The following is a 20,616-nucleotide window of genomic DNA, read 5'->3' on the forward strand; positions in this document are numbered from 1 at the left end:
ATACTAAAATAAACTGACTAGTTATTAGGGCTTTGTAAACCAGAAGGCTACACTTTACTTAACATAGATGCAGTGTTCAGTATACAATGTGCTATGATTAAAGGCCATAAATTCCTTCCAAATTTAACATAGGCAATTCCCATAACCAATCCTATAAGAGCTACAGAAATAGATCTTTCAGAGATGTCATAAGAATGTCTAAATCCAAATATTAAAGCTTGTAAAAGTACCGCAATAGCTGTCGCAAAGGAGGTCTTGGAAAAGATGCGTTCAAACCAAGTAATTAAGAAGCCACGGTCTAACAACTCTTCTAAGGCAGACTGTATTAAAATAAAAGGAATGATAGTGAAAAAGTGTCCCCAGTTGTTTTTAAGGTCTCCAAATTTAGAAATTGCTTGTTCTGAAGAAGTATCTGGAGCTAGTTGAAAAGGTAGGATGTTCTGAATTTGCTTAAAAATAATAATAAGAATGGGAATGGCGACTAAAATTCCTATGGTTACCAGTAAGGTAATGTATATGTTTTTAGGTTTTTTTAAACCTAAATCTTGCCAAGAAATATTGCGTACTTTCATTCTCCATGTAGCTACAATCAGCGTAGTAAATGACCAAAAAAGTCCGTTGGCTATAAAATGAAGTTTAGGGAAATAAACCTCACGTATTAAAAACATGATAGCAATATAAAGGAGAATGTCGAATAAAAAACCTTTTCGGTTTTCTTGAGTTGAAGTTTTAAAATTCATGTGGTTAGCTTATTAGTTCCTATATAGGACGACATTTAATTTTAGAAGTTACAAATAATCTAAATTGGATGGGAAGTGAGTGATTTATTGGTATATTAGTTTTAAAAATTAAAAGATTATTATGGGAAGATGGATGGAAGGACTGAATAAGGATAATGAAGTTATTATGGCGTTAGCTCCCAATTTTCTTATTTATTCTTCAAGGGCAATGCCTAAAAAAATGAAAGCTGATTTTCCTCGATTAACTGATTTGTATATAACTTCTAATAAATGGATAGATGAGTTACAGAGTTTTGAAGGAGAGGAGTTAATAGCGTTAAAATTTGAAATAGAAAAATTAGAGAATATACTTAGTTTTAAAGAATATATTTCAGGAGTTGATTCAGAAAGAGTGTTGAAAAATTGGATTTCTGAAGAGTATCAATTACAAGATATCCTTATTGATATAGAACATTTGAAAAGTTTCTTTAATCAAGCTATTAATGAAAAATTAGAGGTAAAAATTTATTTATAAGTATAAAAAAAAGGAACCGTAACGGTTCCTTTTTAGAATAAACTAGCCCCCCGAGGCTAATTAATTCGCACGGCAATATATAAATATTTTGATGAATTTTAAGGAAAAAAACATATTGATTTTTGCAATCAAAAAAGTATTATTCTTGAGTAATTTTTCTAGGCTCAAACAAGTAGGAACAATTGATGTTCAATTAGTTTTTTAAGTATATTCGTTATCAAAGACTTCCAAAGAAAATGAAAAAGAGAATTATAGGAATAGATGTAGCGCGATCCTTGGCTGTAATAGGGATGATTATTGTTAATTTTAAAATGGTCTTTGGTCAGAATAACCCTAATTGGATTTCCGCATTTGCCAGTGTTTTTGATGGAAAAGCTGCGGCTACTTTTGTGGTTTTAGCAGGAGTAGGGTTGGCTTTAATGACCAAATCAGCAATTGCTCAAAAAGATGATAATAAGTTAAAAAAAGCTCGTAAACGAATTATAAAGAGAGCATTGTTTTTGTTTGTTCTCGGAATCTCTTATATCGCAATTTGGCCGGCTGATATATTACATTTTTATGGAGTTTATATGGCTGGAATACTTTTGTTATTAACTAGCAAGGAAAGAACGATAATGTTTTGGGCGATATGCTTGATTATACTTTTTCCTGTACTTCTATTATTTTGGCATTATGAACAAGGATGGAACTTTCAAACACTCGAATACCAAGATTTTTGGACATTTAAAGGCTTTGTAAGAAATCTTTTCTTTAATGGTTTTCACCCTGTTATTCCATGGATATCTTTTATGCTATTTGGTTATTGGTTAGGAAGAAAAGATTTGCATAAGAATGCATTTGTAAAGAAAGTGTTTTGGATAAGTTCTGGAGCGTTTATCTTAATTCAAATGATTTCTTGTGGAATTATTTCTGTTTTCTCAGAGGGCAATTCAGAAGTTACTCAAGAATTGACAGAAGTTTTTGGTACCAATCCAATGCCGCCATTACCATTGTACATGTTTAATGGTGTTGCTATTGCATTTTTAGTCATCTCTGGATGCATACTTTTGGCAAAAAAATATGAAAACAATTTTATAATTGATGCATTGTATAAAACAGGACAATTGGCATTAACCTTTTATGTTGCTCATGTGATTATTGGAATGGGAATGGTAGAAGTATTGGGAGCAAATCAATTAGGAACCTATTCTATTAAATTCTCAGTATTGTATGCTTTAATATTTAGTTTTGGCTGTATTGTTTTTGCAGTGATTTGGAGAAAGTATTTTATTGCTGGACCTCTAGAATGGCTTATGAGAAAACTTACAGATTAAGAAAAAAAGTGCTTTTATCTGTATATTTTAATATGTTGTTAGTATTGTATTCATATTGAAACAAAAAAAGCCAAGTTTTGCAACATGACTTTTTTCTAACTAACTTAAAATTTTTGCATCAAAAATGATGCGCGGCAAATGTAAAAATTTAACTGAATATCATAGAACAAAAAAAGTTAAACTAATACTAAAAATGGTTATTTAAAATTGTAGAAAATGAAGAACAAAGTAAGACACTTTTCATATATAGGTTGCCTATGGTTATTTCTTGCATGTAACTCAAATAAAAAGGAATCTGTAGCGGTTTCAATTGATGTTTTAAATGTTGAAAAAGTTGAGGTATATGAATTAAATTCAAAAAATAAATTGAAAATGAAAAAAGGTTTTGAGACTATGTTTATAAAGGATTTTAACGAAGCAGTTACTACAGAACCTCGTAAGTTTAAAAAAACATATAGAGTGCTAATTCATTATAAAATAGGTAGCAATGATACTATTTTATCGAATGGAGAAAATCATCAGTATAAAAGATGGAGTAAAACAGCATTCAACTTGATTGAAAAATATAAAGAAAACTAACGTATTTAAATATTTAAAATAGATATAAGAATTTTAGCTATGAATAACATCAATAATTTTAATGTAAAATCAGAACTCATTAAAAAACACTGGAAACATGTAAATGAATTGTACGTATCTTATAAGGAGTTATTAGAAACCTATGATGAAGATGAAGAATTGCCTTATGATGAGTTGTACGATATTGGTTTTGAACATTGGAAAGAACAGTATTTCGGATTCGTTTTGGAACCTATTAGAGACAAAGTATTAGATTTCTTTTATAAGGCACAAATAACTGATTTGAAGTCAGCAGGGACTGTAAAAAGAAAAGAAAAAACATATCTTATATTTTATTATTTGTATCAGTATTTCTCACTTGGAATTAAAGCTTATCATGAAGATGAAGAATTCGAAGAAATAAGATTAGATGTTTCTATGGATTTAAATATGGATTTGTACAGAGTGTTTGAGGAAGTTTGGGAAGAATTTGGATTAGGGACAAAACTGGATGCGGAATTATTTGAAGAAAAAGAGGAGTTTTATGCTATTGAAGTAGAAATGTTAAAGCCTTTTTTGTCAGAGTGTTGGAATGCTGCAAAATTAAAGTCTAGTAAAAAAGTTAAAGGAATTTTGTTAGAAGCTACAGGTGGTGACATAGGGCACTCTCTAGATAATAATCAGAAATTGGAAGAGGTATATTAATAGTAAACCTCTTTCTTATCTGTTTTAAAGAAGTATCAAATTTAGTTAAAATTGATGCTTCTTTTAGATTTGTATTTCGTTCTAGTTTTTACTGTTTTTATACTTTAAAAACATGCTCTTATTGCATTTTTTCAAAAACAGACACTTCTTTTTGTCAATTTTGAAGAGTCAATTAATCAGACTAATCATATAATAACTAACCTTAAAACTTATATTATGAGTGCAATAACACCTATTAAATTACCTGCTCCAATCGAATGGAGTACCAAAGAGCAAGCGGCACTTACGCATATTGAAAATTTAAAAGTCATTTTAGACAAACCAGCAAACAAGTTAAATTATATAGCAGCATTGGCTGAGTTAAGTGTAGAAGTATTTATAGATAACCGATCTAAGAAAATTGTAGAATATTGGTTCCCTTATTTAGCTGGTGAATCAACACTTGAAGATTTTTTTAAAGCATGGTTAACCTATACGCCTACTTGCGATAGCCCAGGGAAATACATTGAATATTGGGATTATTTAGTAAATACAAACTCAGGATTGCTTTTAGCAAACGATGAGAGTTTTAAACCTTGGTTTACAGCATTTTTGAATTTTCATGGAGATTGGATAAACAGTACTTCTTCAACAGAAACATTAGCAGATTGGATGGTATACAAAGGAACTCCTGCTCATCCATTTGATATCAATGATTATGAAAGACCAGATCCAAAAAGTCCAACAGGAGGATTTCAATCATTCAACCAGTTTTTCTTACGTAATTTAAAACCTGGTCAAAGACCAATGTGTAATGAAAAGCAAGCAGATGATGTAATTGTCGCTCCTTGTGATGGTGGAATTTTCTTTTTAAATCATGCCGATAAAACCAAGAGTATTGAAGAATTAAAAAAGACAGATTACGATTTACCAGGAAAGTCAGATCGTTTCGGAATTATGGAAGCATTGCCTGGCTATGGAAGTCATTTTTTAGGAGGAGATTTACTGGATATATTATTATGGTTTACAGATTACCACCATTTTCATGCACCAGTAAGTGGTACAGTAGTACATCAAGGAATGTATCATGGATCGTATAATTACGATTTTGGAGATTATGATCCTAAAGATTTTTATGCACCAACATTGCCAAAAGATAGTGATCAAGTTGGATGGTATGAAAAATTAGGAAAGCACCAGCGTTATGTATGGATTATCAATACCAAAGAGTTTGGATTAGTAGCAATGGTTGCTATTGGTTTCTGGGGAGTAGGAAGCATTGTAAATGCTGTAGAAAATGGAGCAAGCTTAAAACAAGGTGATTATATGGGACACTTTGGATATGGTGGTTCGTCAATAGTTTTAGCTTTTAATAAAGATGTTGATATAGACTTTAAAGTTGGTAAAGAACCAGTACAAGGACCTAATACCCCAACACTTATGAAAGTTAGAGAATGCCTAGGGAAATTAGTTAAATAATGGGAGGTATACTGGCTCTTTTGTTATAATAAAACAAGGGAGTCAGTTTATACTATTCAATAAATATATAAAGAATATAACACCTTTTTTAAGGTGTTTTTTTAGTGTATCATATGATTTTCAAATAAAACTAAAAGAAAGTTATATTTGTTGCCATAACTAAATTATTGAAAAGGAGTTGTTATAAATTAAAATAGAAAATCAAAAAATTGCATGGAACTAGTATTTGAAAGTGAAAATAAGGCGACCACTTATCGAGATATAAAAGAAACTATTTTAGTAAAGATACCATTACTAGCTATAAAAAGTTATTTGTTATATAGTTTATTGTTATGGACCAAACCTGAATTAATAGGATTTATAAAGTGCTTATTGTTATTAGAAACAATGTATTGTATGAAATTGATTTTTGGTTTAAAAACAAAACACTTAAGAAGTATACACATAGATACTGATAAAGAGGCTTTAATCATTACTCACTATAATTTCTTCGACCCTTCTATTGAAACAATTTTCAAAGGGAATACAATTAAGATTTCTGAAGTAAGACATATGCCAGTGTCATCATTTTCTTTCTATAATTTTTATACTATTCAGGATCATCAATCTAAAGTTAAAATTCGAACCATAGATTTTAAGGATGAAGGATCAGATTTTGAGAATATTTATACGAAACTTAACAAGAAATGTTCAAGTTAAATCTTTGGTAAAAAAGGAAGAGTTCACGGTGATTTTTTTGAAAAAAGAGCACAGCCTAAGAAAGGCTGCGTCTAGTAGGTGAATTTAATCGAGTCCCCACTTAACTAAATTCGCGCAAACGTATTTATAATTGAATTTCTACGCAAATATTAGCCGACGAATGATTTATTTTTTTAAAAAAAGACAACATATGTTAAGATTTTAAAGAGTGAATCAAGGAAAGTTTAGAGGTTGCATAAAGAATACAAACAATAAACTACTTTTTGAAATAGTTTTGAGAAGAAAGAACTAGGTTAAAAGAGCTATATTAGTATACATATCTAAAGAAATTAAAAGCATATGAACATTGAAGATATTTCAACTATTTGTAATAGTCTTACTTCTGTAACTACCGATATAAAATGGGAAGATCATTTATGTTTTAACATAGGAGAGAAGATGTTTTTTATTACTTCACTAGAAAATATACCTACGAATGCTTCTTTTAAAGTATCTGATGAAGATTTTGAAGAACTAACCAATAAAGCAGGGTTTAAACCTGCTCCTTATTTAGCTCGATACAAATGGGTGTATGTAGATGATTTGAACCGTTTATCAAAAGAAGAATGGGAGCGTTATATATTTAAATCGTATGAACTTATTTCTTCTAAATTTTCAAAAAAGAAAAGGGTAGCGTTAGGGATAGCTGAATAGCAATTACTTATAAGAAGAGATGTTTAGTAGTCATCTCTTTTTCTTTGTAAGTATTGTGTTAATTACATGTTCATCTTTTACTCAAATTAAAGATAAAAAAAGGAGCTTTAAAAGCTCCTTTTTTATTATTAGTCCCAAAATGAACAACAATTTGGGTGAATTGGCACTAGGCAAGTTGTCGCTTCTTTTGGTTGTGGTACACATAAATCTTTAAAAGGATCATCGTTTCCGCCGTTTATAGATTTTTGAGCTTTTTTGCCCATAACTTTACCTAAGCTTGAAATGTTCTTTAACATAATTTGATTTTTAAAATTTCTTAAAAGTAGCCATATAGAAATAAAAAAATGAGATGAATCACCTACTAAAAGTAAGGATTTACCTTACTTAACTAAATTTAACATTTCACTAAAAGCAAATTCAAACTATTTTTTCTTTTTTAATTTAATAATGTCAAAAACAGTATCATATTTTTCAGTAAACAAAAACTCAGATATTACAGACGTTAGCTTTTTCTTTTTCCCCTCAAGTAGGTCTGTTGTTTCTTTGCTAAGTTTACTAGTTTGTGATAGTACATTATGAACATACTGATCTTGATGATACGCTAAAAACTCCCTTACATTTTCAGCAATACTTAGGTTTTGAAAAACCAATTTTTTATAATTCACTGTTTAAACTAACCTTATACTTGTTCAATAATTTTTTAGTAATTCCCATATTAGCTTTCTCTCGATCTAATGCTAAATAGATAAAATACTCACCATTTTCTGAAATATTGATAATATGAATCTGATTAGACAGGTTAAATTGAATATCATTTAACTCCTCATGAATATTTAATTTATTCATGGTTTGCTGCTTGGCGTTGATTATTTCAACATTAAACGCCGAAGCAAGTTCTAGATCAAATCCTTCTATAATAGAATCACAAATTAAGGATTCACCAGATGATAATTCGGTAACACTTACCCCTCTATAACCCGGAATATTTTCTTTTACATTGTTTACTAACTCTTTTAAAGCTGTTTCCATTTTTTATATTTATTTGTTAAACTCTTTTCTTAAGCTGATATCTAATACTCCGATATTGATGTTCTTATTGGAAGAAAAACATAGAATATCATTGTGGTATTTAACCAAAACAAGTTGCTCTTTGTTGGATCTTATAATCAGATTGGATAATTCTGATTTTAGAAAATCATTAAAATAATGTTGAGTCATATTAAAAACAGTTGCACCAAAAGGAATGATGTTTTCTTTTGTTTGATGTCCTTCTTTATGATAAAACTCAATAGTATTTCCTTGTTTGTCAAAAAGGTAAATACTGTTAGAATTTGTGTTTGATAAAAGTTCTTCTAGGTTCAAGATTTGTTTTAATTTATTGATTATACTATGTATTAGATTGAAACTAAATTCGAGGCAAAGGTAGCGGGGCAATAGGGTTTGTGCAGGGAATTATAAGTGTATGAAGTATAAGAATCGGATATTTAAACCTTATTAAACAAGTTAGTAAAAGGTAGAAGTGGAAATACAAATTTTTCTTCATTTATAAAAGAATAAAACCCAGCTTTAAGCCTTAAGTAGAGGAAATAAAAACTAGTAATTAACTTTAAGTAAAGCTGAGTTTCATATAAATAAGGGGTATAAAATTTCTAAATTCTTATAAAAAGACTAACTACAGGCTAGAAATTTTATACAGCAAAGTTATCATGACTCTTTAAACTGAATAACAATAAGAAGTTCTAATGAGTTTAAGATTCTGAAATGTACACTTTAAAATATTATAAAGAAGATTTGTATTGGGCTGGAGTCATATGTACATTTTTCTTAAAAGCATTGTAAAAGGTAGCTTTGGTATGAAATCCAGCCTCTAAACCAATTCCTTCTATAGATAAGTGCTGTGCTTCATTACTTTTTAAAAGTTTTTTAGCGAGTTCAACTCTGAAAGAATTGATATAACTATTAAAGTTTTGCGATTTAACCTTATTAATCGCATAAGATATTCGCTTGGGATGCACATGAATGGCTTCTGCAATATCTATAATGGTAAGTTTGTTATTCATATAACATTTCGATACTTGAATATAATCATCAACTTTAATACAAGTCTGTTGGGCTTCGTTGATAGACATTAAGTTTTGAGTCGTTTGCGAAGTAATTTTATCAGAGGAAACCAATAAAGGGGTTAATTTGGTTTTTGTGGAATGGTCAATTGGGTGTTGCTCATCTGCAACATTTTTATTCCATACCAAAGTACGGATGTTTTCTTGTGTTACTCCTTTAAACGAAACCCAGTAAATAAGAATCACATTTAAAACAGAAATCCAAGCATACCAAGCATGGCTCTCTAGAAAAATATTGATTAAAATAACCAAATGAAACAAAACACTTGCATAGGTAAACCACTTGGTCCAGCTTAAAGTTTTTCGCTGAACATAGGTATATTGATTGTGTACTTCAATAACATGTGAATGAATCCACTTTAAAATAAGATATGCTATATACAGAGAATAGGAGAGTCCTCCTATAAAATATACAATAGCCGCAGATGAATTTTTTATTTGAAGCTTAAGTTGGTAGGGCAGAAGGAAAATAACCAAGGCTACTAGAAATTCTATAACTCCTGGAATTAGTGTCCAATAACTAGCTTTTTTCTCCTTTAAAATAGAAGTTTTTTGAACATAAATGAGTAGTAAAGGATAGGCTAAGAAATGAAATCCAACAGGAAGTAATTCTAATTCTGGGTGTTTGGTTAAATAGTTAAGATCGTGTAATATGTTAGGAATAGGTTCAAGTGAAAACAAAAGAATAAACATACCTAAAAATAGTATGGGTTTGTTTTTTTTAGAATAGTAAAAAATTAAAACGACCCCAAACAATAACCCTTGCACAACACCAAGCGTATCTATAAAACTAATGATACTATTCGATAAATCCATTTGCTAAAAACCCCTATTATAAATAAAAAGATAATATTCATCTCAATGATTTCCCTGTTCATTGATTCAGAAGATACAAAATAGCATCATAATTATATAATATGATTGTGAAAAGAAGTCTTTTTAAGTACATATTTCAGAATATTAAACTAAAAAAGGAACTGTTTATATCATATTTTACTTTGTCAAGTAATTTTATTAGTATTTAAGTTATTATTAAATAAAAGGCACAGTATAATTAAAAATCAGGTTCAAAATCTTCTTTTTCCAAATCTTTTTGGTCAAACTCATAAATTGGTTTTAACTCATTCAAATAAATATCATCATTTAAAAGTTGAGAGAAAAACTGCCAGCTTTTAGCATCAGGAACGTAAAATACAGTAGGAATGTTTTTTTTATCTGACAAGGAATAATAAAAAACTGTAGGGAAGCCGTCAATTGTTGTTTCTTCAGATGTGAAATCTAAAGATTCAGAGGTTAATCCGTTTACAGAAGCGTAGGTTTTATATGCATTTTTATTTATAGCTTCGGAGTAGAGGTGTAAGTATACTTTTCCAGAATAACGATATACATGTAAAGAGTCTTGTTGAATTAAATATTTGGCAATCCTCATTGCAATTTTTTTCTCTCTTTCTTTTGTACTTATGGGTTTACAGCTTAAAAGAAATAGCAAAACAAAAAAAACAATTTTATTCATTTTCGTAGCAATTAAAAAATTAATAATGACTTAACAGTGTTAAGGTGTAACCAACAATGAGTTACTGTTTTTCTTCATTCATGAAGCAATTTAGAAATTAATATTGATTCGAACTCCTTTTTTGAGATTAGATTAAATGAAATCATGGCATTTATTCATTTACAAAATACTCTTCAATTGGAATAGGTTATATTGAATTTTTCGTTTTAATGATAGTTGAGTTTTTCTTTATAAAACTATAACTTAATAAATTAAGATTTCTTTGACAGTCTTTCATGTGATAAATAGTAATTTTAATGAGCATATATCAAATGCTAGTACATTAAATATATAGTTATTGAAAAACATGAAATCTCTACAAACTTTAATTCTTGTTTGTTTTATAAGTATAGCAGCAAGAGCTCAAGAAAACGCACCCATTACGATTGGAATAAACCATACGATGCAATCAACAGCTTTAAAAGAAGAAAGAACTATTCAAATTTATACACCTGATGGCTATAAAGATTCAAAAAAAGCATATCCTGTGTTATACATTTTAAATGGACAATGGTATTTTCATAGTGGAGTGTCCATTCAAAAATCTTTGCGCACGCCTGGAGTTATTCCAGAAATGATTGTTGTAGGAATTAATGATAGCAAACAACCACGATGGTCTTTATTTGGTGAGAAGAAAGATACGTTTACTAATTTTTTAGTTGATGAGGTTATGAACTATATAGATACAAATTATAGAACAACCAATGAACGTGTCATTTTTGGTTGGGAAGCAGCAGCCTATTATATCAGTGAATTAATTTTAAAAAGAAGTGATCTTTTTGATGGTGCAATTATTACTGATGGAGGATATGCATCAGAAGATTTGGTGAAGAATTTCAAATCTAATAAAGATATTTACCTGTATATGGCGAATTCTAAAAAAGACATTTACTATATCAATTCAACAGAAGCATTTCATAAAATATTGCAAAATAGTAGTCCTGAGAATTTAAAATGGAAATACACTTTATTTAATGATGAGGTCCATGAATCATTGGCACATTTAGCCATGTATAAAGGATTGAAATATTACTATCATAACTACGACTCTCTTGTTTTTGAAAGTATTCAACACTACATAGATGCTGGAGGAATAGAGTATTTAACCAGTTATTTTAAAGAACGTGCTAAAAGGTTTGGTGGAGACGGACAAATAGATAATAGCACAAAAAATGCTTTAATCTGGCTGGCTTGGAGAAGAGATAATTTTGAATATTTTAGTTTTTTTATGAAGGAGTTTAAAGATGTGTTGAAAACAAAAAGGTACGACTCTGCTTATTGGCAAAATAGATTTGGACAGTTCTATCTAAAGCATAAAGATTATAAAAATGCTCGTAGCTATTTTAACAACGGTCTAGATAAATATCCGAACTCTAATTTTGAAGCAGAAATGAAAAAAGGATTAAGCTTAGCAAAACAAAAAAAGGGGTAATTGATGGGGTTGATTATTTTAGAGTGATTGATTTATAGATTTTTTGGTGACATTTTAATTTTTCCTACTTCAGTTTTTTTGTGAACATAGTACATTGGGTACCTTCCAAAAACCCATTTACCATTTTCAAATTTGAAAGAAATATACCCCGATAGGTTAGGTCGTTTATGATCTTCAAGTTCAATAAATTTATACTTTTCTTCAATTTTAATAAAATCTTTTTCTTTAGGTTCATAGTTAAAGTCAAAAGGATTGTTAGAATTTAGAACTTCCGAAATATGCTCAATAGTCAGTTCTTTGTTAATTTGTCCTTGAGGACGTATCATCATTCCCATGACACTATGTTTATGTACCTCTTCTTTAAAAGAAGAAAGCGTCCATTTAAAATAGGTTTCCATATAGGAGCCATCATCGTTTAATAGCGCCATTAGCGACTCATTCTTTTTTACTTGATATAGGTTAGCAACTTCATCTGCAAAATCAATATTAATAGCTAGCTTATTGGAGCAGGTACAAAAACGGATTTTTAAATTTTCTTTACACATAACACATAGTTTTAATGATTAACAACAATTTTTTATAAGATCGGTGACAAACGTTTTTAATTTGTTTATTTCATTTCTATTTAGAGAGCAATAAATGAAAAATTCCTCATTTATAAGAACACTTTCAGAATTAATCTTTAGTCATTCTTTCTAGCTTTATCTAATGTCAAGTTTAGTTTTATTTTAACAAAGTCAATTGTACGTTTTATGTGTTCTTCATTTCCAAATCTTGCAACCACAGTATAATTGTTTAATAATTCATTCAAACGATTCAAAACTTTGTTTAATAGATCGCTATCTAAATCAACTCCTGATCCTAAATGAGCAATAAGATTATCTATTAGGTCTGATGTTTCCTCGTCCAAACAGTTTATTAAAGCAAGGCAGTAAATTTTGTTCTGAAATACAAAGTCCATTTTTCTAGAATCATACTCTACAATTACAGAAGCAAGTCGATGTAGGATTTCTGATGACCACAAATTTATGTTGTTCTCGAAATAGTCCCAATCTTCATTATTTAGACTTTCAATATATTGCCCAAATGATTCTAAAACACCGGGTTCATTGTAGGTGAAATCTTTCCATTCGAAATCATTGACTAAATAATTGTATAAATCTTGTACTTTATGATTTTTAAAGTAATGCATTTAAATAAATTAATGGTTTGTGTTGGACTTTTTATTAATTAAAAACAACATTCTACAATAATAGAGTACAAAAGGAGCTCCACTGATCAATGTTATTGCAAATAAAGAAAATCCATTGCCCCAGGCTTTGAAGCATATTAATAAAAACGAAACCAGTAATAACGTTACACCTATTTTAATCCAATTTTTTATGGTATGTGTTTTTTTATAGAATAGTGTAGGTATTAATAGTAGTTTTCCAATAAGCGAAATTATTATGGCGATTCCGAGAATACTTTTAAGAAAACTAAATTTTTGAACATCAATACCATTTTCAATGAGTTGAGGAATAACCAATATTTCAAGTAGAATTAATATTCCACCACCATGTCCTTCAGGAATTATAACAATAATTATCGAGTTATAGATTAAAAAAAGGGTTAATACTTTTTTAATCAATTTGTTTTCATTTTTCAATTAGCTGCAACTTTTAATTTGTGTAGCAAAATAATTATTTATTCTTGATCAGAAAAGACTAAGAGTGACCTTTTATTATAATTACTTTCTTTTTTTGATAAAATAAATAGAAACGAAATATAAACCCCACTAGCAATTACTGGTGGGGCTGTATTTTAAGATAAAAGAAGTGTTGTCTCTCGTCATGAGCATCTTTTTAAACCACATGCGCAAAAAGTTTATTCACAATTTTCCATTTGCCCTGTATTTTGAATAGCGATAAATAATCATAGTAATTAAATCCCAACATGGGTACATGCAATTTTACCATGGCTGCTTTTCCGAGAATGTCGATACCCATAATCGACATGTTTAAAGTCTCTCCTAGATCATTCGGACTTTTTCTTGTCTTCACAGTTTCAATATATTCATTAAGGTTTTTAATGTATTCAATTGAATTGATATCTCCATATAGAGTTGCATCGTTGCTAAAACAAGTTAAAAGATTTGAGACGTTACCATAAAAGATTCCTTCAAAATAAGTATTGATTAGTGTTTCGATTTCTTTAATATTCTCCTGATACATTGCTTATGTTTTAGTTGCTACTGTTTGTGTTCCATTGAAGCCCCAATTTTCTAAAGGTATTTCATCGATAACCACATGAGTAGTTGCTGGATTTTTGTTTAAAATACGAACGACTAATTCCGTAGCCCCTTCAATTAATAGTCTCTTTTGGTCTTTGGTTACATTGGTATCTGTAACTTTGATATTGATGTATGGCATTTTGTTAATTTTAGTGGTTAAGGTTGTGTTTTAATCCCATGTAGAAGTTGAAGAGATTGCATATTTTCCTGCTCCTAAAAAATAGATAACCATAGCTCCAAACAGGTATAAACCTTGTAGTTCTATTCCCCAACCACCATATTGATTTAAAGTAAAAATATGAGCTGTATGTGCCATTAGAATAGCTATTAGCATATTGAAAGCTAATATTAAACTAGCTAGTCTCGTTCTCCAACCCACTATTATCAATATAGGAGCAATTATTTCACCCATAAAAACGGCGTATGCAATAAATTCTGGCACTCCAATACCATTGAGTAGACTTTTGATGAATGAATAATTAGAAGTTAGATTCGCAACTCCATGAAATAGAATAAGCAGCCCAATACTTAAGCGTTGTAATAATCGTCCGACATCTTTGTTTTGAAATTTGTTTGTGGTGTTCATATCCTATAATTTTTTAAAATTAATACGATACAAAAGTCAAAAAATGACTGACTGAACCACAGGACGATAATCACTAATAATTTGTGATATATGTCACAGGTAAACGAAGTTTATTTTAGTTATTTAAGCGACTTAAAGTTTCTCTACTAACGCCCAAATAGGAAGCGATTAACTTTTTAGGGACTCTTTGAAAAAGTTGTGGATATTGCTCAAGAAGTAACTCATAGCGTTCTTTGGAAGAGTTTTTTAATAGCGATAAGATTCTGTTTTGAAGTGCAATTCTACCATACTTACTTTTTTTAGCCCAAAAACGTTCCATTTTGTGCATTTCTTTGGTAAGTTTTTCTCTGTTTTCATAGCTGATATAGAGTAATTCACAATCTTCAATACAATCTATGTTTATTTTAGAAGTAGTTTGTTTTACAAAAGACTCGTAATCGGTTATCCACCAATTCTCCATTCCGAATTGTAGAATATGTTCTTTTCCGTGCTCATCAAAAAAGTAGCTTTTTAAACATCCTTTAACCACCCAATATTCTTTACTAGCAATTTCACCTTCTTGCAAAATATATTGATGCTTACGCTTGGTAGTACTTTCAAAATGACTTAAGATAAAAGCAAACTCTTCATTGGTAAGTTCAATGAGTTCTTCTATATGTTGTCTTAGTGGGTGTTTCATTTAGTTATTATGTTTTTAGTTTGTTCATAGCACTGAATTACAGCCATTGTTGCGGTTAGTTTTTATTTTAATTTCTTTTTTAATAACTAATCAATATGAAGTTCTCTTTTTCTTTAAATTTTTCCATAAAATTAGATTGAAATGTATCTAAATATTCTTTCTTCACACATTTCTTTAATTCTAATAATTTGTCTAAGGTAAAAATGAAATCATCCGCTTTAAACTTTTTGAAAAAAACAGGTTTTACCCCTTTGCGTTGGTACGAAATATCGACAGAGTGATATCCTTTTTCAAGTCCGATTTCGCTATTTTCCAATCCCACTTTTCTAGTGGTTAAAAAATCAGAATAGTCAATTCTCAATTCAGGGTTTTCTTCATCAGAAAACCATTCAAATTTTGATTCTGATTTCTCTACTATTTTAATTAGATAAATGTCTAATCCCATAAGTTTCTTAAATTAATCACAACGATTAGTGTAAACTGTCGTTTTAATGCACTTTATATCTTATTGTAGAGCGTTTTTATTTGTTTTTTAATTCTATTTTCCGTCCATCCAAATCCTGAATTAGAGCCGTTAAACCCCATTCAGTTTCTTTAGGCTCTGATAATATTTTCCAAATCAACAATTTTATTCCTCAAATCTTCAATCTCAAATCCTATTCTTATTGAATTATCAGCTTTTCCATTGATTTAGTCAAAGGATAAATTTCAAATACAAATCCATTTTGTTCAGAAGCATAATGAAAGGGACCATTTCCGTGACGATGATAGTCAAATTTATGACCTATTAGTTCGTACTGTTCTTTTAATTTTTCAGGATCTCCTGTTCTAATGACTAATAAGTTTAAATTCATCTTAAAAAATCAATCTTCAATTTTATAATTCTTATCTCTATAGATAATATTAAACTTGTTATTTTTTAGTTCTGTATTCCATCCGTTATTGAGAGCAAACTTTATAGAATCACTTACAAATTTTGGAGTAACTATTTTAGGTTCAAATTCAGGAGGGCGATTTTCTTTATCATTAACATATCCCCAGACATCATACCATCCGAAGTCTACTGTCAAAATATTTTCTTTATGATTATCTGGTCTAACATCAATAATACCTTGAAAGCACCAATTAAAATTAATGTTTTCAACTTTTATTGGTCTAAAACCTCTTTTTTTATTGGGTTTTGTCATTTATAAAAGTGTTTTTGTACTCATAATACTCTACGGTCATGTGTATGAAACGTAGCCTATAAATAGACACTAATTTTTCGGATTAACACAGAGCCGAATTTTTATATTTTGTTTTTATATTTTTTAAAAACCAAATTAAAAATTTGGCAGACTTTCTAAATATACACAAACCTTTTGGTTTAGTACTTATTAGCTATGTTTTATACATCGTGTTGTGCGTAGTTTTTTATATCTCGCCATTTTCAGTTTCCGTATATATTAGTTTTCCATTTTTGAATTCGAAATATATTGTAGTCCAATCACTTAATGCTAAGCTCAAATTCTTTTTACTTTTTAATTCTGCAAAATATGGTGTTAAAATTATTTGGAATCTTCCATCTTTTATGGTCAAAGGTGTTATCTCAACCAACCTTAATCGGTTTTTGTTTTTTCGAAAGTACTTTTGTCTATTCGCCAAGCAATATTTTGTATACTTTGTTGTGCACTGGCTTTTATTTATTTAATTCGTTGCGATACAACTCCGCTAACGTTTTCCGTTTTGTTTCGTTTTTTAAAATATTCTGTAACCACATTTGTGGTTGGTCAGTCGCATTTCCATATTCTCGGTCTTTAAATTCCTTAAATTCTAAAAAATCAGGCCAATTAATATTGTGAATATGCTGTAGTGAATAAACAGCCATTTCTCCATTCGTTGCTCTGAAAAATGGGCAAGTATGGACTTTAGTTTTCGTTGTGTCAGAAAGTTTAGAGATAAGAAATTCAGTCAATTCTACTTTATCATTTTTAGCAAATTTTTTCCATTCTGTTTCGCTAAAAACCATAGTTGGAATTTCTTTCTTTTTTTCTGTGACATATTGTGTTCCACCTAAACAACCTCCTTTTTCAAAAACCATAAAATTCCATTGGTCAGCAATTGAATCAGTTTGCTGTATTCCTATTTGAGGGATTTCTTTAATCAATTCAGATTTAGTTTCTGTTTGGTTTTTACATGAAACCAAAGTCAGAATCAGAAGTAATATTTTTAATGGATTCGTCATTTTTAGCTTTTGCACAACGTATTTGTATAAGATTAGTTGCGTGATTTAGGTAATTAATTTAGTAAATACAAACTGAATAGAAAATCTGCAAAGATTTTCTTAGGCAGACTTGTACTAGCAATTAATTTTATACTTTGTTAGGTGCAGTTTTTATTTTTAAACTCTTCAAATATTTTTTTCTGGTCGTAACTGAACATCATAGCTCGTGTCCTAAATGTTATTAAATAATTCTTTATTCTGCAATGAAATGGCATTGTATTAAAATAAACAAAGTGTCCAGCAGGTTGAATTTGTTCCAAAGCTTTTTTTGCTTCTTCTTCATTTTCAAATTCCCATTGCTCAATTATTCCGTCTGATATTGTATTACCTCCATTTTTATCTCTGTAAAAATATCCCCAAATACTTTTAGCATTTTTGAATAACTTAATATCTAGTTTAGTGGATAGTTTATTTAATAGTTTTGGGTCAAAGTCATTAGCTCTTTTTAAATCAGTATTTTGATAGTCTATTTTATAAAATGGATAATCACTAAATAAAGTTTTTTCACCTAAATATTCGTATAATCTCTTTTTTCTTAATCTTAAAGTATCAGGAATCCAATTAGATTTTTCAATTTCTTTGACAAACTCAATAAGTTCAGGAATTGGAATACTTTTATAAATAACAGTTTTTTCTTCTTTTTCTTTTGATATAATAGAGTCTTCAGTTATGACAGTTTTAATATCATTTTTTTGGGTTGAGTCCTTGCTGTTTTCTTCTAGTACCCTTTTACAGCTACAAATAATTAAAAAAGCAATTAATATTATCGATTTGATTCTCATTTCTTGAATTACATCTAACGGTCTCGGCTATGCGCTGTGACGGATTATGACCACATACTTTTTAGCCTTGACCATAAGTTTGATTTATTACTGGATTTTGGAGTTTCTGATTCATCCGTCATTGTCGTATAGCCATTGTTAGCAACTGTCTCTTTTTCTTTTTTATTCGTTATCTTTTTTAAATAATCTTTTTGTGCGTCTGTTATTTCATTCTTAGAATATAAATTCACGCTGTCATTTGAAATTCTTAATGTCAATTCCGAATTCTGTCCCCATTTAATTATGTCTTGAGGAAATTCGGAATAGTCAGTCAAGGTCAAGTCACTTTTAACTTTTTCAAAGTCGATTTCTATATTTTCAAAATATTCACTTATCGAATTTTTATACCCTAATTGGTCAATTTCTTCGAATATCGCTAAGTCTTCAATTAGATTTTCAAATTTGGTTGCTTTTGGCTCTCATCCTTCGTAATACTTGCCATCAAAGTCAATTGTGAAGTATTCTTGGTAACGAGTGTCAGCACAGGTCAAATGGTCATTAGGAATATCATCTTCCGCTGGATGATAAATTAATTCATTTATTATTTTATCTGGGTATCCAAAATCACCTCTGACTTTTTCTCCGTGTAATATTCCAAAACAAATAGGTTCAAGACCAGCGTAAATTGTTAGTCCACCATAGTTTAATTGGAAATCAATCAATTCCTGAGTTGGTTTAATTCCAATTTTTGAAAAAGCATTTTCAATCATATCCAATGACTTCACGGCATCACTTCGATATTCTTGTTCGTTTAAAAAATCGGTTGCTCTTTCTGTTAATTTCATTCTTTTATTTTACTACTTGTGGTTGTTGCGAACGTATTTGTATATGATTTTTTGCGGGAAAAGGATGCGAGTTCTTTTCCAATGATGCGGAAAGATAATTAATAAGATTGAATTTCCGGTGAGGAAATTCAGCCGCAATTAATTATGCACCTTGTTGAGGTTAGTTTTTTAATCATCTAGAACAGATTCTAGTCTTGTTCTTATGAAAGAAGTGAAACTATCATAACATAATTCCATATCGGTAATTGTTTTTAATCCTGGATTCCAATAAAATACTTTTCCAAAATTTTCTGAATCTCCATCGCAGCACAATACCCATTGATCTCCAAGTCCAGCGTCTCCAAGTTGTATATGTTTTTTAAAGAGCCCATATTTTACTTGACCCTCTTTACTTAATCCAACAAAGTTTATATGAACAGGGTCTAAGTCGTTTCCATTATTTATTAACCCGTTAATTTCAACTGATCGAACAGATATTGCTCCATATTTTTCAAGGAAAGCTTTGAAATCTTTAGGTAAGTTTATGTTTAGTAATTCTGAAATTTTTTGAAGACGCTCAGGAGTACCAGGTGTGCTAGTATATATTATCTCATCTTGTTCTTTAAATTTATTAAGTAAGTCTTCTATCATTTCTTTATTATAATTAACCACAACGTTTAGTATATGGCAAGTAGGGCAGACGGGAGCAGGACATGCTCTTAGCAGCACTAAGCTGAACGTTTATTTTTGTTTTTATCTTTTATTAAAAGCCAAATTAACGATTTGGCGAATATTATTTTAGCAATTTACATTCTTAAATAAAGTGAGCCCTATTTGCTATATACCTTGTTGGGCTTCGTTATTGTTTTATTATAGGTGGAATATCATTATTCTTGTGCCATTCCTGAATGACTTTTAATTTTCTGAATCTCTTACTTATTAATAAACGAATTAGTTTTTCATTGCGGTCAACTTCGAGCTTTATCCACAAAGGCATTTCGTTATGAGCTGAAACAAGAGAATTGCATACATCAGTCAGATTCATCTTTACGTTAATGATTTTCGGTAATAACCAATAATTCATGATGTCATCGGTGTTGGTTTTCAGCGAAGTATTCTCATTAGAATCATAATCAATAACAAAGTCTGAATAAAATACCTCTTCATCCGAGAGAGCTCTGTTGAGCATTAACTCTAAATATTTGGTGTTTGATTTATTCATTTTTTTTATGAAGCCCAACAAGCTTTAAACTATAACTTTTGCTAATAAAGAATGACAGTAATCCTCGAAATTCTAGAATAGAAGTTGTTTTGCTTTTATTCACATTGAGATTTGTTTCAGTTACATACTCATCAATTATTTTCAAGAGTATTTTTTGATTTGCAATACTTAATTGAGTATCTCCATATTCGTCAATATAAATACCTGTCCATTGCTTATATATAG

31 protein-coding genes are annotated in these 20,616 nt (G+C 29.7%); 8 read left to right on the top strand and 23 right to left on the bottom strand.

Annotation, left to right across the window (positions count from 1 at the left end):
- Window positions 1–47: 47 nt before the first annotated feature.
- Window positions 48–740: a CPBP family intramembrane glutamic endopeptidase gene (locus tag ABNT22_RS06355; protein ID WP_348715117.1), complete on the bottom strand. Its 693-nt coding sequence runs from the start codon at window positions 738–740 to the stop codon at window positions 48–50.
- A gap of 121 nt (window positions 741–861) precedes the next feature.
- Here ABNT22_RS06355 and ABNT22_RS06360 point away from each other — a divergent pair, with 121 nt between their 5' ends.
- The 7 genes from ABNT22_RS06360 to ABNT22_RS06390 all read left to right on the top strand — a co-directional run bounded on the left by ABNT22_RS06360 (window position 862) and on the right by ABNT22_RS06390 (window position 6,680).
- A complete protein-coding gene (locus ABNT22_RS06360; RefSeq protein WP_348715118.1) occupies window positions 862–1,254 on the top strand; it encodes a hypothetical protein in 393 nt (130 codons plus the stop codon).
- Between the two features lie 236 nt (window positions 1,255–1,490).
- Window positions 1,491–2,567 (top strand): DUF418 domain-containing protein, encoded by a 1,077-nt coding sequence (locus tag ABNT22_RS06365; RefSeq protein ID WP_348715119.1) that lies wholly within the window; start codon window positions 1,491–1,493, stop codon window positions 2,565–2,567.
- Between the two features lie 216 nt (window positions 2,568–2,783).
- On the top strand, window positions 2,784–3,146 hold the full coding sequence (locus ABNT22_RS06370) for a hypothetical protein (protein ID WP_348715120.1): 363 nt from the start codon (window positions 2,784–2,786) through the stop codon (window positions 3,144–3,146).
- A 39-nt stretch (window positions 3,147–3,185) separates the two neighbouring features.
- Complete coding sequence (locus tag ABNT22_RS06375) at window positions 3,186–3,830, top strand: hypothetical protein (protein ID WP_348715121.1); 645 nt, start codon at window positions 3,186–3,188, stop codon at window positions 3,828–3,830.
- A gap of 216 nt (window positions 3,831–4,046) precedes the next feature.
- On the top strand, window positions 4,047–5,288 hold the full coding sequence (locus ABNT22_RS06380; RefSeq protein WP_348715122.1) for a phosphatidylserine decarboxylase: 1,242 nt from the start codon (window positions 4,047–4,049) through the stop codon (window positions 5,286–5,288).
- Window positions 5,289–5,501: 213 nt separating this feature from the next.
- Window positions 5,502–5,987, top strand: coding sequence for a hypothetical protein (locus ABNT22_RS06385; protein ID WP_348715123.1), 486 nt, complete (start codon window positions 5,502–5,504; stop codon window positions 5,985–5,987).
- A 339-nt stretch (window positions 5,988–6,326) separates the two neighbouring features.
- Complete coding sequence (locus ABNT22_RS06390; protein WP_348715124.1) at window positions 6,327–6,680, top strand: MmcQ/YjbR family DNA-binding protein; 354 nt, start codon at window positions 6,327–6,329, stop codon at window positions 6,678–6,680.
- Window positions 6,681–6,808: 128 nt separating this feature from the next.
- Here ABNT22_RS06390 and ABNT22_RS06395 read toward each other — a convergent pair whose 3' ends face one another.
- The 6 genes from ABNT22_RS06395 to ABNT22_RS06420 form a co-directional block, all read right to left on the bottom strand.
- Window positions 6,809–6,976 (bottom strand): hypothetical protein, encoded by a 168-nt coding sequence (locus tag ABNT22_RS06395; RefSeq protein ID WP_348715125.1) that lies wholly within the window; start codon window positions 6,974–6,976, stop codon window positions 6,809–6,811.
- 126 nt (window positions 6,977–7,102) lie between these two features.
- Window positions 7,103–7,345 carry a hypothetical protein gene (locus tag ABNT22_RS06400; protein ID WP_348715126.1) on the bottom strand — a complete coding sequence of 81 codons (243 nt, stop codon included), beginning with the start codon at window positions 7,343–7,345 and terminating at the stop codon, window positions 7,103–7,105.
- Window positions 7,335–7,709, bottom strand: coding sequence for a hypothetical protein (locus ABNT22_RS06405; protein ID WP_348715127.1), 375 nt, complete (start codon window positions 7,707–7,709; stop codon window positions 7,335–7,337). Before ABNT22_RS06405 ends, ABNT22_RS06400 begins: the two co-directional genes overlap by 11 nt.
- Window positions 7,710–7,718: 9 nt before the next feature.
- The gene (locus ABNT22_RS06410) at window positions 7,719–8,042 is read right to left on the bottom strand and encodes a hypothetical protein (protein WP_348715128.1); all 324 of its coding nucleotides are present in this window, start codon (window positions 8,040–8,042) and stop codon (window positions 7,719–7,721) included.
- A gap of 416 nt (window positions 8,043–8,458) precedes the next feature.
- On the bottom strand, window positions 8,459–9,616 hold the full coding sequence (locus ABNT22_RS06415) for a helix-turn-helix domain-containing protein (RefSeq protein WP_348715129.1): 1,158 nt from the start codon (window positions 9,614–9,616) through the stop codon (window positions 8,459–8,461).
- 238 nt (window positions 9,617–9,854) lie between these two features.
- Window positions 9,855–10,313 carry a hypothetical protein gene (locus ABNT22_RS06420; protein WP_348727264.1) on the bottom strand — a complete coding sequence of 153 codons (459 nt, stop codon included), beginning with the start codon at window positions 10,311–10,313 and terminating at the stop codon, window positions 9,855–9,857.
- Window positions 10,314–10,659: 346 nt separating this feature from the next.
- Between ABNT22_RS06420 and ABNT22_RS06425 the strand changes: the two genes are divergently transcribed.
- Complete coding sequence (locus tag ABNT22_RS06425) at window positions 10,660–11,784, top strand: alpha/beta hydrolase-fold protein (protein WP_348715131.1); 1,125 nt, start codon at window positions 10,660–10,662, stop codon at window positions 11,782–11,784.
- A 32-nt stretch (window positions 11,785–11,816) separates the two neighbouring features.
- Here the strand turns inward: ABNT22_RS06425 and ABNT22_RS06430 are convergent, their stop codons facing one another.
- The 16 genes from ABNT22_RS06430 to ABNT22_RS06505 all read right to left on the bottom strand — a co-directional run bounded on the left by ABNT22_RS06430 (window position 11,817) and on the right by ABNT22_RS06505 (window position 20,391).
- Window positions 11,817–12,329, bottom strand: a complete 513-nt coding sequence (locus ABNT22_RS06430) for a hypothetical protein (RefSeq protein WP_348715132.1) — start codon at window positions 12,327–12,329, stop codon at window positions 11,817–11,819.
- A gap of 137 nt (window positions 12,330–12,466) precedes the next feature.
- Window positions 12,467–12,976 carry a hypothetical protein gene (locus ABNT22_RS06435; RefSeq protein ID WP_348715133.1) on the bottom strand — a complete coding sequence of 170 codons (510 nt, stop codon included), beginning with the start codon at window positions 12,974–12,976 and terminating at the stop codon, window positions 12,467–12,469.
- Between the two features lie 9 nt (window positions 12,977–12,985).
- On the bottom strand, window positions 12,986–13,432 hold the full coding sequence (locus ABNT22_RS06440; RefSeq protein ID WP_348715134.1) for a hypothetical protein: 447 nt from the start codon (window positions 13,430–13,432) through the stop codon (window positions 12,986–12,988).
- A 196-nt stretch (window positions 13,433–13,628) separates the two neighbouring features.
- Complete coding sequence (locus ABNT22_RS06445) at window positions 13,629–13,997, bottom strand: nuclear transport factor 2 family protein (RefSeq protein ID WP_348715135.1); 369 nt, start codon at window positions 13,995–13,997, stop codon at window positions 13,629–13,631.
- 3 nt (window positions 13,998–14,000) lie between these two features.
- Window positions 14,001–14,195, bottom strand: coding sequence for a 4-oxalocrotonate tautomerase family protein (locus tag ABNT22_RS06450; protein ID WP_348715136.1), 195 nt, complete (start codon window positions 14,193–14,195; stop codon window positions 14,001–14,003).
- A 30-nt stretch (window positions 14,196–14,225) separates the two neighbouring features.
- A complete protein-coding gene (locus ABNT22_RS06455; protein ID WP_348715137.1) occupies window positions 14,226–14,642 on the bottom strand; it encodes a DoxX family protein in 417 nt (138 codons plus the stop codon).
- 115 nt (window positions 14,643–14,757) lie between these two features.
- Window positions 14,758–15,321, bottom strand: coding sequence for a Crp/Fnr family transcriptional regulator (locus ABNT22_RS06460; protein ID WP_348715138.1), 564 nt, complete (start codon window positions 15,319–15,321; stop codon window positions 14,758–14,760).
- A 79-nt stretch (window positions 15,322–15,400) separates the two neighbouring features.
- Window positions 15,401–15,766 carry a hypothetical protein gene (locus ABNT22_RS06465; protein WP_348715139.1) on the bottom strand — a complete coding sequence of 122 codons (366 nt, stop codon included), beginning with the start codon at window positions 15,764–15,766 and terminating at the stop codon, window positions 15,401–15,403.
- 217 nt (window positions 15,767–15,983) lie between these two features.
- Window positions 15,984–16,175, bottom strand: a complete 192-nt coding sequence (locus ABNT22_RS06470) for a hypothetical protein (RefSeq protein ID WP_348715140.1) — start codon at window positions 16,173–16,175, stop codon at window positions 15,984–15,986.
- Between the two features lie 9 nt (window positions 16,176–16,184).
- A complete protein-coding gene (locus tag ABNT22_RS06475; RefSeq protein WP_348715141.1) occupies window positions 16,185–16,508 on the bottom strand; it encodes a hypothetical protein in 324 nt (107 codons plus the stop codon).
- 491 nt (window positions 16,509–16,999) lie between these two features.
- Window positions 17,000–17,545, bottom strand: a complete 546-nt coding sequence (locus ABNT22_RS06480) for a hypothetical protein (RefSeq protein ID WP_348721655.1) — start codon at window positions 17,543–17,545, stop codon at window positions 17,000–17,002.
- A gap of 137 nt (window positions 17,546–17,682) precedes the next feature.
- The gene (locus ABNT22_RS06485; RefSeq protein ID WP_348715143.1) at window positions 17,683–18,366 is read right to left on the bottom strand and encodes a hypothetical protein; all 684 of its coding nucleotides are present in this window, start codon (window positions 18,364–18,366) and stop codon (window positions 17,683–17,685) included.
- Between the two features lie 44 nt (window positions 18,367–18,410).
- Window positions 18,411–18,680, bottom strand: coding sequence for a hypothetical protein (locus ABNT22_RS06490; protein WP_348727266.1), 270 nt, complete (start codon window positions 18,678–18,680; stop codon window positions 18,411–18,413).
- Between the two features lie 144 nt (window positions 18,681–18,824).
- Window positions 18,825–19,190 carry a hypothetical protein gene (locus ABNT22_RS06495; RefSeq protein ID WP_348715144.1) on the bottom strand — a complete coding sequence of 122 codons (366 nt, stop codon included), beginning with the start codon at window positions 19,188–19,190 and terminating at the stop codon, window positions 18,825–18,827.
- Between the two features lie 168 nt (window positions 19,191–19,358).
- Window positions 19,359–19,820 (bottom strand): SMI1/KNR4 family protein, encoded by a 462-nt coding sequence (locus ABNT22_RS06500; RefSeq protein WP_348715145.1) that lies wholly within the window; start codon window positions 19,818–19,820, stop codon window positions 19,359–19,361.
- 208 nt (window positions 19,821–20,028) lie between these two features.
- Complete coding sequence (locus ABNT22_RS06505) at window positions 20,029–20,391, bottom strand: hypothetical protein (RefSeq protein ID WP_348715146.1); 363 nt, start codon at window positions 20,389–20,391, stop codon at window positions 20,029–20,031.
- Window positions 20,392–20,616 lie beyond the last annotated feature (225 nt).

Origin of the sequence: Tenacibaculum sp. 190130A14a (genome assembly GCF_964048965.1) — a bacterium.
GTDB lineage: Bacteria > Bacteroidota > Bacteroidia > Flavobacteriales > Flavobacteriaceae > Polaribacter > Polaribacter polynesiense.